The 20514-nt window shown below is 39.8% G+C and carries 20 protein-coding genes and 1 tRNA gene; 16 read left to right on the top strand and 5 right to left on the bottom strand.

Annotated elements, in window-relative coordinates:
- Positions 1–69 precede the first annotated feature (69 nt).
- Genes A9P82_RS01515 through A9P82_RS01505 form a run of 3 tightly spaced genes read left to right on the top strand, consistent with a single transcriptional unit; the run spans position 70 to position 2223 of the window.
- On the top strand, positions 70–936 hold the full coding sequence (locus tag A9P82_RS01515) for an SDR family NAD(P)-dependent oxidoreductase (RefSeq protein WP_066203414.1): 867 nt from the start codon (positions 70–72) through the stop codon (positions 934–936).
- Between the two features lie 4 nt (positions 937–940).
- Positions 941–1843: a helix-turn-helix domain-containing protein gene (locus A9P82_RS01510; protein WP_066203411.1), complete on the top strand. Its 903-nt coding sequence runs from the start codon at positions 941–943 to the stop codon at positions 1841–1843.
- A 2-nt stretch (positions 1844–1845) separates the two neighbouring features.
- Positions 1846–2223: a cupin domain-containing protein gene (locus tag A9P82_RS01505; RefSeq protein ID WP_197492206.1), complete on the top strand. Its 378-nt coding sequence runs from the start codon at positions 1846–1848 to the stop codon at positions 2221–2223.
- Positions 2224–2264: 41 nt separating this feature from the next.
- Here the strand turns inward: A9P82_RS01505 and A9P82_RS01500 are convergent, their stop codons facing one another.
- Positions 2265–3239, bottom strand: a complete 975-nt coding sequence (locus tag A9P82_RS01500; protein ID WP_066203409.1) for a GSCFA domain-containing protein — start codon at positions 3237–3239, stop codon at positions 2265–2267.
- A gap of 190 nt (positions 3240–3429) precedes the next feature.
- Positions 3430–4050, bottom strand: coding sequence for an OmpW/AlkL family protein (locus tag A9P82_RS01495; protein ID WP_066203406.1), 621 nt, complete (start codon positions 4048–4050; stop codon positions 3430–3432).
- Positions 4051–4227: 177 nt separating this feature from the next.
- Here A9P82_RS01495 and A9P82_RS01490 point away from each other — a divergent pair, with 177 nt between their 5' ends.
- The 8 genes from A9P82_RS01490 (at position 4228) to A9P82_RS01455 (ending at position 10340) form a co-directional block, all read left to right on the top strand.
- Positions 4228–5010 (top strand): dienelactone hydrolase family protein, encoded by a 783-nt coding sequence (locus A9P82_RS01490; protein ID WP_066203403.1) that lies wholly within the window; start codon positions 4228–4230, stop codon positions 5008–5010.
- Positions 5011–5156: 146 nt separating this feature from the next.
- Positions 5157–6674: a bifunctional ADP-dependent NAD(P)H-hydrate dehydratase/NAD(P)H-hydrate epimerase gene (locus A9P82_RS01485; protein ID WP_066203401.1), complete on the top strand. Its 1518-nt coding sequence runs from the start codon at positions 5157–5159 to the stop codon at positions 6672–6674.
- A complete protein-coding gene (gene pnuC, locus A9P82_RS01480) occupies positions 6671–7336 on the top strand; it encodes a nicotinamide riboside transporter PnuC (RefSeq protein WP_066203399.1) in 666 nt (221 codons plus the stop codon). Before A9P82_RS01485 ends, pnuC begins: the two co-directional genes overlap by 4 nt.
- A 26-nt stretch (positions 7337–7362) precedes the next feature.
- A complete protein-coding gene (locus tag A9P82_RS01475) occupies positions 7363–7938 on the top strand; it encodes a Crp/Fnr family transcriptional regulator (protein ID WP_066203397.1) in 576 nt (191 codons plus the stop codon).
- A gap of 34 nt (positions 7939–7972) precedes the next feature.
- Complete coding sequence (locus tag A9P82_RS01470) at positions 7973–8224, top strand: type II toxin-antitoxin system HicB family antitoxin (RefSeq protein ID WP_066203393.1); 252 nt, start codon at positions 7973–7975, stop codon at positions 8222–8224.
- A 4-nt stretch (positions 8225–8228) separates the two neighbouring features.
- A complete protein-coding gene (locus tag A9P82_RS15815; protein ID WP_197492205.1) occupies positions 8229–8420 on the top strand; it encodes a type II toxin-antitoxin system HicA family toxin in 192 nt (63 codons plus the stop codon).
- A 77-nt stretch (positions 8421–8497) separates the two neighbouring features.
- Positions 8498–9091: an NAD(P)H-dependent oxidoreductase gene (locus A9P82_RS01460; RefSeq protein ID WP_066203391.1), complete on the top strand. Its 594-nt coding sequence runs from the start codon at positions 8498–8500 to the stop codon at positions 9089–9091.
- Between the two features lie 190 nt (positions 9092–9281).
- On the top strand, positions 9282–10340 hold the full coding sequence (locus A9P82_RS01455; RefSeq protein WP_066203388.1) for a mechanosensitive ion channel family protein: 1059 nt from the start codon (positions 9282–9284) through the stop codon (positions 10338–10340).
- A gap of 21 nt (positions 10341–10361) precedes the next feature.
- On the opposite strand, the gene A9P82_RS01450 is transcribed toward A9P82_RS01455, so the two are convergent.
- Positions 10362–10907 (bottom strand): NUDIX domain-containing protein, encoded by a 546-nt coding sequence (locus A9P82_RS01450; protein ID WP_066203386.1) that lies wholly within the window; start codon positions 10905–10907, stop codon positions 10362–10364.
- 35 nt (positions 10908–10942) lie between these two features.
- On the bottom strand, positions 10943–13564 hold the full coding sequence (locus A9P82_RS01445) for an MGH1-like glycoside hydrolase domain-containing protein (RefSeq protein ID WP_066203383.1): 2622 nt from the start codon (positions 13562–13564) through the stop codon (positions 10943–10945).
- Positions 13565–13764: 200 nt separating this feature from the next.
- On the opposite strand from A9P82_RS01445, the gene A9P82_RS01440 reads away from it, so the two are divergent.
- From A9P82_RS01440 to A9P82_RS01425, 4 genes are all read left to right on the top strand, one after another.
- Positions 13765–13840: transfer RNA gene (locus tag A9P82_RS01440), tRNA-Gly, on the top strand.
- A gap of 120 nt (positions 13841–13960) precedes the next feature.
- The gene (locus tag A9P82_RS01435) at positions 13961–14686 is read left to right on the top strand and encodes an LOG family protein (protein WP_066203380.1); all 726 of its coding nucleotides are present in this window, start codon (positions 13961–13963) and stop codon (positions 14684–14686) included.
- 168 nt (positions 14687–14854) lie between these two features.
- Positions 14855–16114, top strand: coding sequence for a cation:proton antiporter domain-containing protein (locus A9P82_RS01430; protein WP_066203379.1), 1260 nt, complete (start codon positions 14855–14857; stop codon positions 16112–16114).
- A 7-nt stretch (positions 16115–16121) separates the two neighbouring features.
- Positions 16122–16898 (top strand): FkbM family methyltransferase, encoded by a 777-nt coding sequence (locus A9P82_RS01425; protein WP_066203376.1) that lies wholly within the window; start codon positions 16122–16124, stop codon positions 16896–16898.
- Positions 16899–16940: 42 nt separating this feature from the next.
- On the opposite strand, the gene A9P82_RS01420 is transcribed toward A9P82_RS01425, so the two are convergent.
- Entirely contained in the window at positions 16941–19280 is a 2340-nt protein-coding gene (locus A9P82_RS01420; protein WP_066203374.1) for an NADP-dependent malic enzyme, read from the bottom strand.
- Positions 19281–19393: 113 nt separating this feature from the next.
- Between A9P82_RS01420 and prfB the strand changes: the two genes are divergently transcribed.
- Positions 19394–20471 (top strand): peptide chain release factor 2 gene (prfB, locus tag A9P82_RS01415; RefSeq protein ID WP_156522576.1). Its coding sequence is split into 2 segments (ribosomal slippage): positions 19394–19453 and positions 19455–20471, totalling 1077 coding nucleotides; the frame shifts between segments, so codons are not numbered across the junction.
- Positions 20472–20514 lie beyond the last annotated feature (43 nt).

Genomic DNA, 20514 nt, shown 5'->3' with positions numbered 1-20514 from the left:
CCCGATTTTATATACACTTCACATCCACCGTATAGCAGAACTTTGCGCCATAATCAAAGTTTGTAAAAAATGAAGAACAATTTCCGCTATGTTGTAATCACGGGAGCCTCAACGGGTATTGGAAAAGTTACGGCAATAATGCTCGCTCAGCAAGGATATTATGTATTTGCCGGTGTGAGAAATGAGCAGGATGCGCAGCGTATTTCCACAGAAGCCTCCAATATCCATCCGGTAATTTTGGACGTAGCCAAACCGGAACATATTGAATCTCTGTTTGCTCTTGCATCATCTATTTGTAAAGACTCAGGATTGTATGCGCTCATCAATAATGCAGGCATTAATTATATAGACCCGTTTGAAAACACAAAAGAAGAAAACGCGAGATACTTGATGGAAGTCAATTTTTTCGGGATGTATAAGATGATGCAAACTTTTCTGCCTTTACTTCGTAAAGCGGCAGGAAGTAATAATGCCAAAATTATTAATCTTTCATCTATTGGCGGCGCAATAGGTTTGCCGTGGGAAAGTTTTTATCATGCTTCCAAATTTGCAGTTATCGGCTTGAGCGAATCGTTGAGGTTTGAATTCAGAAAACAAAATATTGCCGTGTCCTGCATTCTTCCGGGCGGTATTAAAACCGACTTTATGACAAAGTTGAAAAGCGACGTAAACAAATCACTGGCAAATCTTACACCAGCCAACCCGCCTTACTATAAAAAAGGGTTGGTAACAATGATAAAAGCATCAGAACAGTTTGGCGAAAAGATGGCTTCCAAGCCCGGAAAGGTAGCTGCGACCATTGTTAAAATCCTGAATAAAAGAAGACCAAGGTTTAAATTTGTGGTGGGAACAGATGGAAAAATGATGTATTGGATGAGTAAGTTTTTGCCAAGCACCGACCGCCACTTTTTATTAAGAAGACAATTCGGAGCATAGAAAAATGAAAACTTTTGAAGAAATAAAATCGATAAAACAGTTGCATCAATTGTTGGGATACGAAAATCCAAAACACCCTTTGGTGTCGGTTGTGGACTTTTCAAAAGTCAATCCCATAGCGGATATTTACCAGTCAAGTTTTATATTGAACCTCTATTTTATCGGCATAAAAGAAGTTCCTCTTCAGGGATTTCAGTATGGCAGAAATCAATATGATTTTGAGGAAGGTACAATGATGTTCATGGCTCCGGGACAGGTTTTCAGTATCCAAAAACCCACCGCCGAAACTGAATACAAAGGCTACGGCATATTTTTTCATTCAGATTTAATTGTGAGTTGTCCGCTTGGCGCTAAAATTGAGAACTTCGGCTTTTTCTCCTACAACGTAAGTGAAGCATTGCATCTTTCGGACGATGAAAAGAAAATCATTTTGTCCATTGTGGAAAATATACAAAAAGAATATTACGGCAGCATCGACAGGTACAGTCAGGATGTAATTGTTACCGGCATTGAGCAGCTTTTGAATTATTCGCAACGGTTTTACGGACGGCAATTTATTACGCGCAAGAAACTGAACAACGATTTAATTTCCCGGTTTGAACAATTGGTTTCGGATTATTTTTCCTCATACGAATACAACGGCTTGCCCGATGTTGCTTATTTTGCCGATAAAATGTATCTGTCTTCAGGCTATCTCACAGACCTTTTGAAAAAGGAAACAGGCAAAACCACTAAAGAATATATCCAAATCCACATTGTGGAATTTGCGAAAAAACGGCTACTCAATTCCAACAGTACTGTAAGTGAAATTGCCTACGCACTAGGCTTTGAATATCCGCAATATTTCAGTCGCTTGTTCAAGCAGAAAACCGGCATGACGCCTTTGGAATACCGAAGAATAAATTAAAAATGAAAACAAACGATAAAATGGAAAAAGTAAATCTCAACGAAAAATTATCTCTCTTTTCGGAGCATTGGTCTCCAAAAATTGTTGGCGAATTAAATGGTCAGCTTGTGAAGCTCGCCAAGTTTAAAGACGAATTTGTTTGGCACAAGCATGAGCACGAAGACGAGTTCTTTTTTGTAGTGGAAGGTGTTTTAAAAATGGAACTCCGCGATAAAACCATCGTGGTTAACAAGAACGAATTTTTAATCGTTCCGAGAGGCACAGAACATAGACCTGTTGCAGAAGGCGAAGCATGGATTATGCTTTTTGAACCGGCAGCAACTTTGAACACCGGCAACACAGAAAATGAACTTACAAGACATGAATTGGATAAAATATAAAAACTTCGAGGTATAAAAACTTCTCTGCAAAAAAGCAAAGGCTAACTTCCAAAGTATTTCAACTCTTTGTCAAAATGAATATGTGGATATTGTTCCTGCAATGCCAATGTTTGCCGGTAATATGTTTCCAAAAAATTTTTATGCTGCGAAGATTGCGGGTTGAAAGGCTTGTGATTTTTGGCAATCACAATCTTGCGAATCGTTCCCATCAACTCCCGTGTATCACTGTCCATCAGCGTTTCAGAGAATTTCTCTAAGACAAATTGCGTAGCCGCATAATTCGGATGTACCAAATCAATATCGTAAAAACGATAATCGCGCAGCACATCAATGACCAATTCGTATGCAGGAAAATAATACAGTTTGTCGAACTTGTCCACCAAATGATGCACGGCTTCCAACAATCTTGCCTTGCTTCGATTATTTTCCACAACGCCGTCGCGGATATGCCGCACAGGACTTACCGTAAACAACACTTTCGCTTTCGGATTAAACCTAAACAAACGATACAACATTCCGTCCAATGCGGTAATGGTTTCATCAATTGTGTTCATATGTTTTTCAAAAGTCTGCGCAGGCGCTTTATGGCAATTGGCAACAAAGTTCTGGTTCTCGGCTAACATGTAAGAAAATGAAGAACCCAACGTAATAATCAGCCAGTCGCATTCGCGCAAATATGCATGAGCATTGGCTTGCGAAGCATTTATTTTTTCAAGCGCTTCTTCTTTTGTAACGGCGGAAAAACGACTGTGATGCGCCCAGCTGTGCCACGCTTCGTTCAGGTAAAACAAATCATTTTCCGAGTATCTCTTATTTTCCATATAAGAAATCAAACTGTTGCAAACACTTTGCGAGTCAAACAAAATACCATTTGGATTTTGCAGCACATCAAATTTTACTGATTGCAAATGATTGCCGATATGCTCTGTAAAACACGAACCCGTAAGTAAGATTTTATCTTTATACGAAATGCCGTTTTCAACCGGCTTTATGTTAATGGGAACTTGAAATTGCATTAGGCAAAAGTAGAAAATTTCGCCGCGTTTCACATAAAATAAAGGCGCGATAAAATTAACTTACCGCGCCCGTTTCATGTGTCTATTTTTATTATTATTTTAATTGCCACATGGAATTGGCTTCACCGAACTCCGTTTTACCATAAATAATCATTGCTTTGAATATGCAAAATTGCTGTGGCTTATTTCATTAAAGCTTAACTCCTACTCCAAGGCTGAAAAGCCACGGATTAATTTTAGTATTTGAATACACCGTCGCACCGGCGGCTTGCACGGTATTCTTTGTTTTTAACCAAATCTTTTTCGCATCTATATTGATAAACCATTTTTTACTGATGTCAAAATCGCTACCGATTTGCGTTGCAAAACCAAAACGGTTTTTATAGCTGATGTCGGTAACAGGTGCGTCGAACGACTTGCTGTAAAAAATAGTATAATTCACACCTGCACCAATGTAGGGCAAAATGCCATTGCCCAATGGCTGATGATACAAAAATGTAAGCGTCGGCGGCAACAACCAAACGTGTCCGAGCGGAACATCGCCGAGCGACGTATTGGTTGCCGTAACTTTATTTTTGGTCGTTCCCAAAATAAGGTTCGCCGAAACTCTGTCCACCAAAAAATAAGTAAAGTCCAATTCAGGAATAACCGATTTTGAAATATCCACGCTGCCTCCAATTGTTGATATGGTTGCGCTCGCGTCAGGCACAACATAAGTGCCGCACAGCCTTATGCGCCATTCGCCTTGTTTTTGTGCAAATAATTTAACACCCATAATCAGCAAAACTGTTGTGATAAATAGCTTTTTCATAATTGAAATTTTTAATGACAGCACAAAGGTCTTACGCATTGCAAGGCAATAAAATGATGCAGAATAGGCAATGTGTTGATTATTGTCATACTTACTTGCATGACATTAATTTAATCCTGAAAATCTATCCAAATCCTCGCCCAGACATTGTAACTTGCATCATCAAAAATCTTTTGTATGAAAAAGTTACAATCACTCATCATCGTTTCTTTCCTGTTATTTTCGTTCTGCGCTTGTGCGCAAAACAATGCACACGACATTATTTATAAGCAAGGCAACTCCGAACTTCAAGGCTATTTAAGAAAACCTGCAAAAGCGGGAAAAGCGCCGGGCATCGTAATTTTACACGCATGGATGGGTTTGACCGACCACGAGAAAAACACGGCAGACAGATTGAGCGCGCTTGGTTATTACGCGCTTGCCGCGGACGTTTACGGCAAAGGAGTTCGTCCGGCAAATGCAAGCGAAGCAGGCAAACTGGCACATCAATATGAAGTGGATGATTATACAATTTACATTGCGCGCATACAAGCCGCAATTGATGAAATTATCAAACAAGGTGCAGACCCAAATAACATTGTTGTGATTGGCTATTGCTTCGGCGGCTTCGGTGCAATTGAAGCTGCGCGAAGCAATCTGGCAATTAAAGGTATCGTTTCTTTCCATGGCGGTTTGCTGAAAGACCCGACAGGCGCGACTTCTGCGATAAAACCTAAAGTTTTAATTCTTCACGGAAACGATGACCCAACGCAACCGAAAAATGCAGATATTGATATTCGCAACGAAATGGAAGCGCGCAATGCGGATTATCAAATGATGTATTTCGGACATACGGTTCATTCTTTCACGGATAAAACGGCGGGCAACGATATGAGCAAAGGCGTGGCTTACAATGCAAGTTCCGATAAACGCTCATGGCAATATATGTTGGATTTTTTAAAAGAAGTTTTTAATAAATAATTTCTCATAGGGCGCACGGAGTAACTGAGATACAGAGAAAAATAGATGCCAGTTTTGCCTTTCGCATATAAATTTTTGCATAGTAAATATCATATCCTCTGTGCCTTATTTTCTTTGTGTTCTCTGTGTGAAACCAAAATCTTACCATGAAAATATTTTCTTCTGCAAAAATCAAACAATGGGATGCTGCAACTATTGCGGAGCAAAACATTTCTTCACACGAATTGATGGAACGCGCTGCCCATGCGTGTCTGACATGGATTAAAAATAATTATTCCGAAGAAAAAACGATTTATATTGTTTGCGGCAATGGCAACAACGGTGGCGACGGTTTGGCTTTAACAAGATTGCTGATTGAAGAAACTTATGACGCGAAAGCCGTTTTATTAAACCCTGAAAAAGAATTTTCAAACGATGCTTCTATCAATTTAAAATTGTTGCAGGAATACGCACCGCAAAATATTCTGCATTGGAACGAGATTGATTTGAATAATATTCCAGGCGATGCAATTATTGTTGATGCTATTTTCGGAACAGGTTTAAACAGAAATCTGGAAGGAGAATTTGCGGAACAAATTGAAGCGTTAAACAAATTATCCAACACAAAAATTTCTATTGATATTCCGTCAGGATTATTTACCGATACGCTCTTAAACGTTGATGCTACATGCTTTTCAGCAGATTATACGTTAAGTTTTCAAACGTATAAAAGAAGTTTTCTGCATCCTGAAACAGCGAAGTTTGCGGGCAAGATTAAAATACTCGATATTGGCTTAAGTAAAATTTTTGAAGAAGAAACCTCAAGCGATTTTTATGCAACCGGCATCAACGATATTCATGCTTTGTACAAACCAAGAAATCCATTCAGTCATAAAGGAACTTTCGGTACGGCAGTTTTAGTTGGCGGAAGTTACGGCAAAATCGGTGCGGTGGCTTTGAGCGCGAAAGCCGCATTACGCGCGGGCGCGGGTAAAGTTTTTGTGCAAGCGCCGGAATGCGGTTACAACGTATTGCAAACTTTCGTCCCCGAAGCTATGTTTGAAAATGCGGGAAAAGATTTTGTAGAAAAAATAGTTGCAGAGGAAAATGCTGTAATTGGTATGGGACAAGGATTTGGAACAAATGATGTTTCTGCAAAAGCGATGGAAACATTTTTAAATAATTATAAAAACCCCTTAGTAATTGATGCTGATGCGTTGAATATTATTTCGCAAAACAAAGAAAAATTATTGTCTTTAGTTCCTGCAAACTCCGTCCTTACACCGCACCCGAAAGAATTTGAAAGATTATTTGGCAAAGCAAATTCTTCTTTGGAACAAACGGATTTGGCTATACAAAAAGCAAAAGAACATAACATTATCATCGTGCTGAAAGGGCATCGAACGGCAGTTTGCACGCCTCAAGGGAAATGTTTTTACAACCTCACAGGAAATGCAGGCATGGCAACTGCGGGCAGCGGCGACGTACTTACAGGCATCATTACAAGTTTGTTGGCGCAAGGATATTCTTCTGAAAATGCGGCAAAGCTCGGTGTGTATCTGCACGGGCTTTCGGGCGATATTGCCGCCAAAGAAAATTCGCAGGAAGCCTTGATTGCACACGATTTGATGGAACATTTAGGCAAAGCATTTTTACACATTCAACACGCAACAATACAGCTTTGAATTTCTTCGACATCAACAATACACTTGTAACCATTTTCGGCTACAACTTAAGCTACATCGAATGTTTCGGTACCATCTTCGGATTGTTGTGCGTGTGGCTCGGCGCGCGTGAAAACATCTGGAATTGGGCTGTCGGGCTGGTCAATATCATTTTATTCTTCATTATTTTTTACCAGGTGCGATTGTATTCCGATATGTTTTTGCAAATCTATTTTTTCTGCATCAGCATTTACGGCTGGATACAATGGAGCAAGCACCGGCAAGAGGACAAACCGGTTGCATTGCTTTCTCCGAAACAGCGATGGACACTGACTTTTATCATTATTATCTCTACAATTATTTTCGGTTTTATTGTCAAAAACATTCATCATTTATTGCCCAAAATATTTCCTGTTCCTGCAGCGTTTCCGTTCATAGATACATTTGTTGCCGTGTGTAGTATTGTAGCCAACGCACTGCTCGCAAAACGGATTTTGGAAAACTGGGCGCTTTGGGTGTTGGTCGATTTTATCTGCGTGTTTGTTTATGCAATAAAAGGAGTTCGTTTTATTTCGATTGAATACGGTATTCTGTTTATCATTGCAAGTTATGGGTTGATTGAGTGGATGAAGTTGTATAAAATTTCTCACAGAGAAGGCAGAGGAATTGAGACTCGGAACTGAATTGTAACTTTTCATACCTTCAATAAATGTTCTCCCAATTCAAAAATAAATTCCCCATCGACGACACGCAATGGAACGACTTTACAAGTTATTTCAAGCGCATGGAAACGCCTGCCAAAACCATACTTTTGAGAGAAGGCGAGATTGCCAGAAAATTATTTCTGATTGAAAAAGGTTGCGTGCGTGTCTGGTTCAACAACGACGGAAAAGACATTACATTTCAATTCTTCTTTGAGCACAACACCGTTTCTTCCATTGAAAGTTTCCTAAAAAATATTCCGAGCCTTGTAACGCTTGAAACTATTGAACCATGTGTATTGTGGTACATTCATAAAAAAGATTTCAATAAAATTTTTGAAGAAATAAAAAACATTCCTGCGCTTCGCGAAGCCTTTATCGACGCTATATTTGAACGCACCTTTAATTACATGAAACACTTTTTATCATTTATAAAAGATACGCCGCAGCAACGTTATTTGAATTTAATAAATGATAATCCGCAAATTATACAGCGTGTGCCGCAACATTATATCGCGTCTTATCTCGGTATTACAAAAGTTCATTTAAGCAGGATAAAAAGTAAGATGGCGAAAGGGGAATAATAAAAAACAAACAAAAAATATTTACATTTGCTGTATGAAAAAATCTCATTCAATTCCGGTAACTTTTATTTTGGATTACGATAAAGAAAGCGGTTATTATGCTTCGCAAATAAAGGAATACCCTCACGTCATTTCGCAGGGAAAAACAAAAGAAGAGGCGATTGAAAATGCCATTGACGCCTTTATGGAATTTGTAAAAATGTATCAGCAAAAACCTGCCGGTTCGCGCGTGCGCTCTTCCCGGACACGCACTGTAATGCAATCTAATTTGCTCATTCACGCTTAATGTTATGATAAAGTACAAAGACTTTATCCGTCATTTAAAAACCAATGGATGTTCCTTGTTGAGACAAGGCAACAAACACGAAATATGGGAGAAAAATTCAAAGCAAACTTCTGTGCCGCGCCACCCCGCTATTAACAAACTTACTTGTTGGGCAATATGTAAACAATTAGGAATCCCCAAATATCCAATCAAATAATTCCGGATGATTTGATAACAAATGTTATCGCTCCAACGCGAACAACTGCCGAATTTTGTGCAACAAAAAATAAGCAAATGAAAGCAGCCATCATCTTCGACCATCCTTACGGAATACAGGCATCCGAAAATGAACCACACAATCGTTCCTTTTCTGCGGCTGTTTATAAAAAGGTTAAGGAAACTATCGAAGCGCGCGGCGGCGAAGTTGATTTGATTGATTTACGAGCCGATAATTTTAATCCTGTAATGTCGCGTGAAGACCTTGTCGCATGGCGCACACAACCGTTTATTGACCAACAAACTGATGATTATTTTCAACGATTAATAACAGCAGATAAAATCATTTTCATCTTTCCGGTTTGGTGGGAAAGTATGCCTGCTTCCACCAAAGGTTTTATTGATAAAGTGTTGGCGAAAGGGCGCGTACAATCGGGTGATTTGGCAAAGCTGCAACAAAAAAATCCCGATATTTATGTGATGACTGTTTCAGGTACGCCAACCGTCATTTATCAGTTTTGGTACGGCAACCCGATTGTGAAAATCATGAAGAAAGGAACGTTTAATAAGATTGGTTTGAAGAAATTTCATTGGCTCAATTTCAATGCTGAAGAACGTAAACTGAAAGGCAGAATTAAATTGTTGGAATCTATTCCAAACAAGCTAAGATAAGCGTTTGATAACAAAAATTTAAACCAAGATTGCTTCATTAAAGGGTCAGCTGTTTTTCCGGCTTGCCAATTTTTCTTATCTTTACAACTCCATTACAAGCCGTTTCACTTATCTGCGGCATTTTTTCACAGAATGTAGCTGCATTCAATTAACTACCGGAATCGTATTTCCGAAGAAATATTTTTTATTTATGAATGATTACTTGAATCACACTTTTGGAGGTAATACAGTCAAAGATTATGTTATAACATTAGCTATTGTTATCATTGGCTTTTTATGTATCAGAATCTTAAAAAGCATTGTTCTTACAAGGTTGAAAAAAATTGCCGAACGTACTGCTGTTACTATCGACGATTTTATTGTAAAAGCACTTGAAAAAACAGCCGTTCCGGCGCTGTATATTTTTGTCGTTTATATGGCATTGAACTATCTCAATTTTCCTGCAAAAGCCGAAACCGCTATCCACAACATCATGATTGTGGTAATTACGTTTTATCTTTTGCGGCTCGTTACCATGCTAATCGAATACGGCTTACATTTTTACCTGCAACACAATAATTACGAAGAATCGCGCAGCAAAGAAATCAGGGGAATGCTCATCATTATCAATATTGTATTGTGGAGCATTGCGGCAATTTTTCTCTTGGATAATTTTGGATATAACGTAACTACGGTCATTACCGGATTGGGAATCGGCGGTGTTGCCATTGCGTTGGCTTCGCAAAATATACTGAGCGATTTATTTTGCTATTTCGTGATTTTTTTCGACCGTCCGTTTGAGATTGGCGACTTCATTATTGTCGATGATAAAATGGGAACGGTCAATCATATTGGCATAAAAACTACAAGACTGCAAAGCCTTAGCGGCGAAGAAGTCGTTTTTTCCAACAAAGACCTTACAGACTCGCGCGTTCATAATTATAAAAAGATGCAACAGAGACGCGTGTTGTTTCAGATAGACGTGGTGTACGAGACCCCGCCCGATGTCGTGGAAGAAATTCCAAGCCTTTTGAAAAGCATAGTCGGGACGCAGGAAAATGTAACATTCGACCGGGCGCATTTTGCAAGCTACGGCGCATACAGCCTAAAATACGAAGTAGTATTTTATGTACTTACCGGCGATTATAATCAATACATGGATATATTGCAAAAAATAAATTTCGCCATTTTCCGCGAATTTTCTGAACGCAACATCGGCTTCGCTTACCCTACTCAAACGTTGTTTATACCGAAAGAAAATCAAAGTTGATTTCCGTCTTGTGTTCTCAATTCAGTATCCTAATACTTTCAACTTCAGAATCGCGGCAACCGTAATACTGTCTGTGATTCCGCCGTTCATTACTTTTGTGAGAACCTCTTCAAAAGGCAATTTTATGGTTTGCAAATCTTCTGTTTCTTCGGGTTTGGCTTCGTGTTGCGTCAAGTTTTTTGCAAGATAAACAATCGCTTCTTCGTCCGTTACGGAATTGGAAAGTTCCATTCGCATCAGCTCTTGCCAATCATTTGCAACGAGTCCTGTTTCTTCCAAAAGCTCTCGCTGCGCGGCTTTCAGCGGTTCCTCATCCAACGCGCCGCCACCTTCGGGCAATTCCCAACTGTAACGTTCGGTAGGAAAACGATACTGCCCTACGAGAAAAATATTGTTTTCATTGTCCAATGCAACAATACCGATTGCACGGTTTTTAAAATGCACTTTGCCGTAAATACCGCCGCCGCCTGAAGGATTAATGACTTTATATTCCGTGAGATTGAGCCATGGATTATCATAAATATTTTTTGAAGAAATAATTGTCCATGGATTTTCATGCTGTTGCATAAAATTTTGTTTAAAACTTTACGTTGGAATCTATTCTATAACTTATAATGAATCTGCAACATCAATTCCGCAACCAGCGCCGTCCAGCCTGTTTGATGGCTCGCGCCTAAACCACGTCCGCTGTCGCCGTTGAAATATTCGTAAAACAGCACCAAATCAGTATTCTCAGGCTTTTCATAAAACCAATCGTACTCTTTTCCATTCAGTATTCTTCTGCCGTTTTCATCTTTCACAAAAAGACTGATAACACGCTTCGTCAATTCTGTTGCAACATCGAGCAGGTTCAATTCATTGCCCGAACCCGCAGGAAATTCGACCTTTAAGCTGTCGCCGTAAAACTGTCCGTACTTCAATAAACTTTGAATTAATAAATAATTTATCGGCAGCCAAATAGGTCCGCGCCAGTTGCTGTTGCCGCCAAAAAAATCGGAAGTTGCATCTGCCGGGTCATACTGAATACTGTAATCAATACCATCAATCGTAACCTGGTAAGGATGTGCTTCATGATACTTTGAAAGTCCGCGAATACCGCCATCACTAAGAAACTCATTTTCGTTCAGCACTCGCTGCAATAAATAAACAAGCCGCTCTTTCGGAATCATGGACAACAAAATTTTATCGCTGCCATGTTTTTCTTCGTTGGGCCAAAACTTGCCGTTTTCTTTACGGTAATCTTCAAACCAGCTGATGCGTTTTGTAAAATCTTTCAACCGTTTCAACGGTTGTTTTTTAATTACGGAAACGGCAAACATTGTGGTCAAACCAACAATGCTTTGTATGCGCAAATGCAGCGGCGGAGCACCTTTCACGGCAAGCGTGTCGTAATAAAATTTATCATCTTCATTCCACATTCCGAGTTCGTTCAAGGCTTCGGCAATCAGCACAAAGTGCTCGAAAAACTTGGTTGCCATGTCTTCAAACGAATCGTCGTGCAAGGCAATTTCCAACGCTATATCCATCATATTGAGGGCATACATACCCATCCAGCTTGTACCGTCGGCTTGCTCAAGCTGAACGTTGCTGTGCAACGGCATATTGCGATTGAATACACCGATATTATCCAACCCCAAAAATCCGCCTTCAAAAATATTGTTGCCGTTCGGGTCTTTTCGATTAATCCACCAGGTAAAATTGATGAGTAATTTTTGAAAAACCTTTTTAAGAAAATGAACATCGCCTTCACCTTTTTGTTGTTTCTCAATCTGATAAATCTGCAATGCCGACCAAGCCTGTAACGGAGGATTTACATCGCTGAAACTCCATTCATAAGCAGGCAGCTGTCCATCGGGTTTCATGTACCATTCGCGCATGATAAGCGACAGTTGATGCTTCGCAAAAACCACATCAATCCGTGCCATTGCAATACAGTGGAAAGCCAGATCCCACGCGGCATACCAAGGATATTCCCACTTGTCGGGCATCAGAATTATATCCTGATTTTTGAGGTGTTGCCAATCCCAGTTCCGACCTTTTTGCCGGGCATCATTATTGGCTACAATGCCGTCGCCTTTAGCCAGCCATTTTTCAATATCGAAATGGTAATATTGCTTGTTCCAAAGCAACCCCGCAAATGCCTGCCGCTGAATATTTTTTATATCGTCTGACAAATGTTGCGGAATGATGGTGCTGTAAAATTCGTCAGCTTCTTTTTTTCTTAAATCGAAAATATATTCCGAACCCTGAAGAAAAGGTTCATCCATTTTCTCTTTGGACAATCGTAAATATAATGTCTTTGCTTCATGCCCGTTAAAAGACAAATCATATACTGGAGAGAATTTTGTACCCTGTTTCCGCACTTTCAAAGCGTCTGCATTTTCATTGTGAATAACAGCCCGCTGAATAGCGTCTTTGGTAAAAATATTCTCGTCTATCTGCATCGTGATACCGGTATAATTTGTTTCATTGTCCGTGTAAAATCTTTCTTCTGTGTCTGGAAAATAAAAATAATAATCGCCCAGTCTTGGATGCGAAGCATGGACAGAATTATTGTTTAGTTCAGTCAACATCGGCTTCTGAATATTTTCATCATATTGCCAGCGATTATAAAACCATAATGTGGGTAATACCTTTAGCTGCGCAGAGTCTGCCGAACGGTTTACGATTTCTATTTTTATACCAATGTCGTTTTTGCCATATTTTGCATAAACAATATTGACATCAAAATATTCATTATTATCAAAAATTCCCGTATCTAAAATTTCATATTCAGGGTCAAGCGTTGAACGGTTTTTATTTTCTTCAATAAGTTGTTCATACGGAAATTTTTGCTGCGGATATTTGTATAGATAGTGCATATAATAATGCGAAGGAATATTGTCCAAATAATAATACAATTCTTTCACATCTTCGCCATGATTGCCTTGGTAGTTGCCAAGTCCAAATAATCTTTCTTTTAAAATATCATCTTTTCCGTTCCATAAAGCCACACAAAAGCAAAGGTTTTGAAACATATCGCTGATGCCTGCAAGCCCGTCTTCGCCCCAGCGATACGCACGTTTATCGGCATGGGCAAAAGAAAAATAATTCCAGGCATCGCCGTTCTCGCTGTAATCTTCACGCACGGTTCCCCACTGCCTTTCGGAGAGATAAGGTCCCCATCGTTCCAAAGGCATATCGGTTTGCGCATTTGCTGTTAATCGTTGTTGTTCTGCGGTCATATTCACTTTTCATTGATTAGAGGTTGCTAAGATACGCTATTAGAAAAAAGAGGAGTTGGCGTGTGATAAATATGTGAAGATGTATAAATTTCTCTTGTATTTCTTATTGCTTTTTAATCAAGAGGAATCTTTGATGAAATTTTTCATATCCTTTGTGTAATTTTGATATAAAAAATTTCATGTCGGTTTGTTTTCACATTGCGGAAGTAGCTCAGTTGGCAGAGCGCAGGTTTCCCAAACCTGAGGTCGCGAGTTCGAACCTCGTTTTCCGCTCCATTTATCTTACTGAGATTTATATCATTTCCTGTTTCTTAAAATTAAATTAATCGTTCGACAAATGCATTATCCAATGGTTTGTGTTTATATTTGAATTTTGACATTCGTTATTTGAAGAGTATGAACACAAAAAAAATTCCTAAGAAAACACCCCTGTATCTTGACGGACCGAAGCGCGGCATTAAAGAAATATGGTTTGCACTTAAAGTTGGCTACAGTTTCATGTACAACAATTATAAGCTGCACAACATCGGTCCCGGAATCACGGTTTTTGGTTCGGCGCGCACGCCAATAGGCAGCGAATATTATGAAGCGGCAAGAGAATTTGGCAAGCGCATTGCGCAAATGAATTTTACCACCATCACAGGCGGCGGACCGGGCATTATGGAAGCTGCTAATAAAGGCGCATTTGAAGCAAAAGGACGTTCAATCGGTATGAACATCGTACTTCCGCACGAGCAACACGAGAATCTGTACCTTACGACGTCCGTAATTTTTGAATACTTTTTTACAAGAAAAGTAATGCTGGTAAAGCATTCTTATGCATTCATTATTATGCCGGGAGGATTTGGTACGATGGATGAGTTTTTTGAAATCATCACGCTGATTCAAACGAAGTCAACAGACAAATATCCTGTAATTCTATTCGGCAAAAAATACTACGAAAAACTCGTAGGAATGATGCATACAATGGCTGATGAAGGTACCATTGCGCGGGAAGATATTGACCTGATTTTTTGGACAGACAGCATTGATGACGGCATGGATTTTATCCAAAAATTTATTCATAAAAATTTCAACATTCTTCCGCACCGCCCAAGATGGCGTTGGCTGGAAAAGAAGTAACAATTAGGGTTTTGTAACCACATAGATACAATAGAAAATTTCTAAGAAGCGAGGACTTATTTTCTTAAGAATAGAAACAAAAGGAAATCATAGCCTTTTCATCTTCGATGAAAACTTTTGTGCAACTTTTATTTTCGCTTCGTTCATCTTTATAAAAGCTATGTTTCTATGTGGTTGGTTTTAAAGAACTTTATTTATTCATCGGGAAAACAATACTGCATGGGCAATTTATCGGTAGGCACAATAGTCATTATTTTCAGCTTAATCGTGATAGGTTCATACCTGTTTTCGATTTTATCGAACTTTATCAAAGTGCCGTCAGTACTGCTTTTGCTGATTGCAGGAATCGTTTTTCGCTACCTGTCGGACAAATACAATTGGGGTTTAAATATTCCCGAAAAAATTACGGCAATACTTGGCGCAGTAGGTTTGGTAATGATTGTATTGGAAGCCGGACTTGACCTTCGTTTGGGAAAAAGTAAAATTCCACTAATCCGAAATTCCATTTTTGCGGCAATTTTTATTTTTCTCTTGTCGGTCGCATGCATTAGTTGCGTGCTGATATTCTGGTTGCACGAAGTACCCATAAAATGTATTGTGTATGCCATTCCGCTTTCGATTATGAGCAGCGCCATCGTGATACCAAGCATTCAGAATTTGTCTGAAACCAAGAAAGAATTTTTGATTTACGAAGCGTCTTTTTCCGATATTCTCGGCATTCTTGTTTTTAATTATTGCCTCGGCTCGGAAATAGTAACGCTGCATGCCATGAGTGGATTTTTTATCAATATTATTTTTGCAATTATTTTATCGCTGCTATTTTCTGCATTGCTTTTTCTTATTATGGCGCGCTCGCCCGTTACGGTAAAATTCTTTCTGATATTTGCACTTTTATTGCTGCTGTATGAGGGCGGCGAAATGCTGGGACTGCCGGCGTTACTGGTAATTCTGATATTTGGATTGATGATGAAAAACTGGGATTTGCTGCGCATTCCGTATATGAACCGATGGTTTCCTCTGGAAGAAGTAGATGAAATAAATAAGTATCTGCAATCCATTACAGCAGAAACTTCGTTTTTAATCCGCACATTTTTCTTTCTCATTTTCGGGTTCTCGATTGACATTAAAGTAATCATGCACTCCGAAGTTTTACTGATTGGTTCTATCATTATTGCAGCATTGGTAATTGCTCGTTTTCTTTATCTTAAATATTTGTTCAAAGGCAGTATTTATCCCGAAGTTATTTTTATACCACGCGGCTTGGTAACGATTTTATTGTTTTACCAGATTCCCGATTCCTTCAAATTAAAATCTTTCAACGACGGTATTTTGTTTTACATTATCTTGGGCACGACTTTAATAATGATGATTGGATTGTTGTTCTATAAAAATAAATCCATTGACAAGTCGGAAGTTTTAAAAATGTGATTGAATAATGAAGAAATTAGTTAAAAGCATTTTATACAAATCTCTGGGACAAAATGCTTATCTAAAATTGTTGCACAAAAGTTTTTTTGTTTTATACGATGCAGGATTATTGAAAAATGATGAAGCATATAAATTCAATTACTTCGTAAAAAACCTTGTCAACGAAGGCGATTATGTCGTGGACTTTGGCGCAAATCTCGGTTACTTCGCCAAAATATTTTCAAGGCTTGTGGGCAAAAGAGGAAAAGTAATTTGCATCGAACCTGTCAAACCGTTTTTCGCGACATTATCCTGGGGCTTGAAAAGCAAGAAAAACTGTACACTTTACAATTACGCTTTGGGAACGGAAGAAAAAACCATTGAAATGGTTGTGCCAAAAATGAACGGATATTTACGCACAGGTTTGGCGCACGTTCCGGTAAACGAAACCTATAACGCAAACGATAATTACACTTTCGAGGTAGAAATGCGTAAAGGCAGTGAACTACTGAAAGACTTACCACGACTGGATTATCTCAAATGCGACATCGAAGGTTACGAAGAATATGTGCTGCCCGAAGTAAAAGAAATTTTAATCAAACATAAACCCACAATTCAAATCGAAACTTGGGGAACACATAAAGACAAAGTGTTTGAATTGCTCGAAGGAATCGGCTATGTGCCGTACGGATTAACAGAAAACAAATTAACAGTTGTTAATAATTTGAGGGGGGGGTACGATGGCGATTATTTGTTCATCCACAACAGTCGTATAAGCGAGGTGTTGGACAAAAATAAAGGTTGATAAAAATTTTTATCAACCTTTAAAATAGCGCTGAAATATGGACTAAATGAGCTTATTTGCTTCTCTCAGCTTTCTCCAGTATGGAGATTTAATCAAAGCCTCTTTTCCATGTCCACAGCATTTGAGTTGCGCATCCAGCACAGCAATGTTTGCCATATTAATAATATTCCGCACGGAGCTTCCCAACTGCAATACATGAACCGGTTTCTTTAATCCAAGTAAAATAGGACCAATTAAATCCGCATCGCCCACTTCTTTCAGCAGATTATAAGCTACGTTGCCGGCGGTAAGATTCGGGAAAATCAGTGTGTTTACATCTTGGTCAACCAATGAACTAAAGCCATAGTTTTCCTTTAAAACTTCTTTATTGAAAGGCAGCCAAGCCTGCATTTCTCCATCAACAATCAATGAAGGATTTTTTTGTTTTACGATGCGCGTAGCTTCCGCAACCAACTTCGCTTCTGCCGAAGGATTGCTGCCGAAATTACTGTAACTCAGCATGGCAATTCTCGGCGTAATATTAAAGTTGCCTACTTCTTTTGCAGCCATTAAAGTTATCTCTGCAAGTTCTTCCGCAGTCGGATTAAAATTAATGGTTGTATCGGCAAGAAATAATGGACCCTTTTTTGTCAGCAACAAATACATTCCCGCGATTTTTTTCACGCCTTCTTCTACGCCAATCACTTGCAATGCAGGACGAATAGCATCGGCGTAATTTTTTGTCAGTCCCGAAATCATCGCATCGGCTTCGCCTGTTTCCACCATCATGCAACCGAAATAATTCCGGTCGTTTATCAGCTTTTTGCTTTCATAATGATTTAGTCCTTTGCGCTGGCGTTTTTTAAATAAAATCTCTGCGTATTTTGCTTTGGTTTCAGTCAAATCGGACGAGCGCGGGTCAATAATCGGCAAGTCTTCAATATTCAAACCGTTTTCTTTTGCAATCGCTTCAATCTTTTCTTTTGCGCCAAGCAAAATAGGATAACCGATTCCTTCTTCATACACGACTGATGCGGCTTTCAGAATCTTTTGATTATCCGCTTCCGCAAAAACAATGCGCTTCGGATTTTGACGCACCCTTCCGTTAATGGCGCGAATAACCTGATTGTCCAAACCAAGACGTTTGTTCAGTTCAACCGTGTAAGCCTCCCAGTCTGTAATCGGCTTTTTAGCTACGCCGCTTTCTATTGCAGCTTTTGCAACAGCCGGTGCAACAGTCGCGAGCAAGCGCGGGTCGAGCGGTTTGGGAATAATATAATCGGGACCGAAAACAATATTCTTTTGCAAGTATGCCAAGGTAACAATATCGGGAACGGGTGTCTTAGCCAATTCCGCCAAAGCCTTGACAGCAGCGAGTTTCATGGCTTCGTTGATTTGCGTTGCACGTACATCCAACGCGCCGCGGAAAATGTATGGGAAACCCAACACATTGTTTACCATGTTAGGATAATCGCTTCGTCCCGTTGCCATAATAATATCATCACGGACAGACTTTGCATCGTCATAACTGATTTCGGGCGTTGGATTTGCCATCGCAAAAACAATGGGTTTTGCAGCCATTGACTGAATCATATCTTTTGATACCAAATTCGGTGCACTTAAACCAACAAACACATCCGCGCCGTTCATTGCTTCCGCCAAAGTTGTTGACTCGGCAACGGCAAATTTTTGTTTTATTTCATCCAAATCTGTTCTGCCTTTGTGCAGCACGCCATTTATATCAAACATTGTGAAGTTGCTATACTTCGCGCCAAGCGCAACATAAATTTGCACACAAGCCATTGCCGCTGCACCCGCGCCGCTAATCACGAATTTTACATCTTCCAATTTCTTTTCCTGAATTTCCAGCGCATTCAGCAAAGCGGCACCACTGATGATTGCCGTGCCGTGCTGGTCGTCGTGCATCACAGGAATATTCAATTGTTCTTTCAAATGTTTTTCGATATAAAAACATTCGGGTGCTTTAATATCTTCAAGGTTGATTCCCCCGAAAGTCGGTTCGAGCGACTTGACAATTTGTACAAACTTTTCCGGGTCTTTCTCATTTATCTCAATATCGAACACATCAATGTCTGCAAATATTTTGAACAACACGCCTTTTCCTTCCATCACAGGCTTGCCCGCGTCTGCGCCAATATCGCCCAAACCCAATACAGCCGTACCATTACTGATAACGGCAACGAGATTTCCTTTTGCCGTGTATTTGTAAGCATCCTCTTTGTTGCGGTAAATTTCCATGCAAGGTTCGGCTACGCCGGGACTGTATGCAAGCGATAAATCTCTTTGTGTTTTGGCTTCTTTGGTTGGAACTACTTCAATTTTTCCCGGACGACCTTTACTGTGATACAACAATGCGTCCTGCTTCTTTGATTCTGTTGCCATAAATCATTTTAATTATTGAGAAAGCGAAGGTATAAAAATGAATTTGTGCGCCAAAAATAAATAGCCGGCAAGCGAAACGATTGTCAGTTTTTACAATTCCTTATCTTCGCGCCATGACAACAGAACAATTAAAAGATATAAGGGACCGTGTGCTTGTCCTGAGGAGGTTTCTTTGACGTCGAGAACCGAACACAAAAAGTAGAAAGCGACCGAAAACTCTCTGTTTCCGCAGGTTTTTGGGATGACAACGCGCGCGCTACACAAACCATGAAGGATATTCAGACCAATGAAAATTGGTTAAAATTGTACGGCGATGTAGAATCTTCGGTGGAAGATTTTGCCGTACTGTTCGAGTTTTGGAAAAGTGGCGATGCAACAGAAGAAGAAACAAAGAGCGCCTATGATTCGGCAATCGAAAAAATAGAAGACGCCGAGTTTAAAAGCACTTTAAATCAGCCAGAAGATGAGATGCCTGCCGTGCTGCAAATCACGTCCGGTGCGGGCGGAACGGAAAGTCAGGACTGGGCGGAAATGCTGTTACGTATGTACAGAATGTACGGCGAAAAGCAAGGCTGGAAAGTTACCGAAATCGACTATCAGGAAGGCGAAGTTGCGGGCATCAAATCTGCCACATTAGAATTTGAGGGCAACTTTGCTTATGGCTTTTTGAAAGCTGAAAGCGGCGTGCATCGCCTCGTGCGTCCTTCGCCATTCAATGCACAAGGCAAACGGCAAACTTCGTTTGCATCAGTGTACGTTTATCCGTTGGTGGATGATACTATTGAAATTGAAATCAAAGATGCAGACGTTAAAATGGAAACAGCACGCAGCGGCGGCGCAGGCGGGCAAAACGTGAACAAGGTGGAAACCAAAGTAATGCTTACGCATATCCCCACAGGTATTGTAGTCATGAGCCAGACCGACCGCACACAGCTTGGCAATCGCGAGCGCGCCATGCAAATGCTGCGCAGCCGTTTGTACGAAGAAGAATTGCGCAAGCGCGAAGAACTGAAAAATGCTGCCAATGCCAACAAAAAAAATATCGAATGGGGCAGCCAAATTAGAAGTTACGTTTTAGACGATAGGCGCGTTACCGACCATCGTACAGGCTATAAAGTTCACAATCCTGAAGCGGTGCTGGACGGCGATTTGCAGCCTTTTATCAAAGCGTATCTGATGATGAAAGAATAAGAATAAAATATTGGGATATCGAGAATAAATTGATGATTAGAAA

The sequence above is a fragment of the Arachidicoccus sp. BS20 genome, assembly GCF_001659705.1.
In the GTDB taxonomy this organism is placed as follows: domain Bacteria; phylum Bacteroidota; class Bacteroidia; order Chitinophagales; family Chitinophagaceae; genus Arachidicoccus.
The sequence above is the reverse complement of the archived record's forward strand: the minus strand, read 5'-3'. Positions and strand labels throughout refer to the sequence as shown.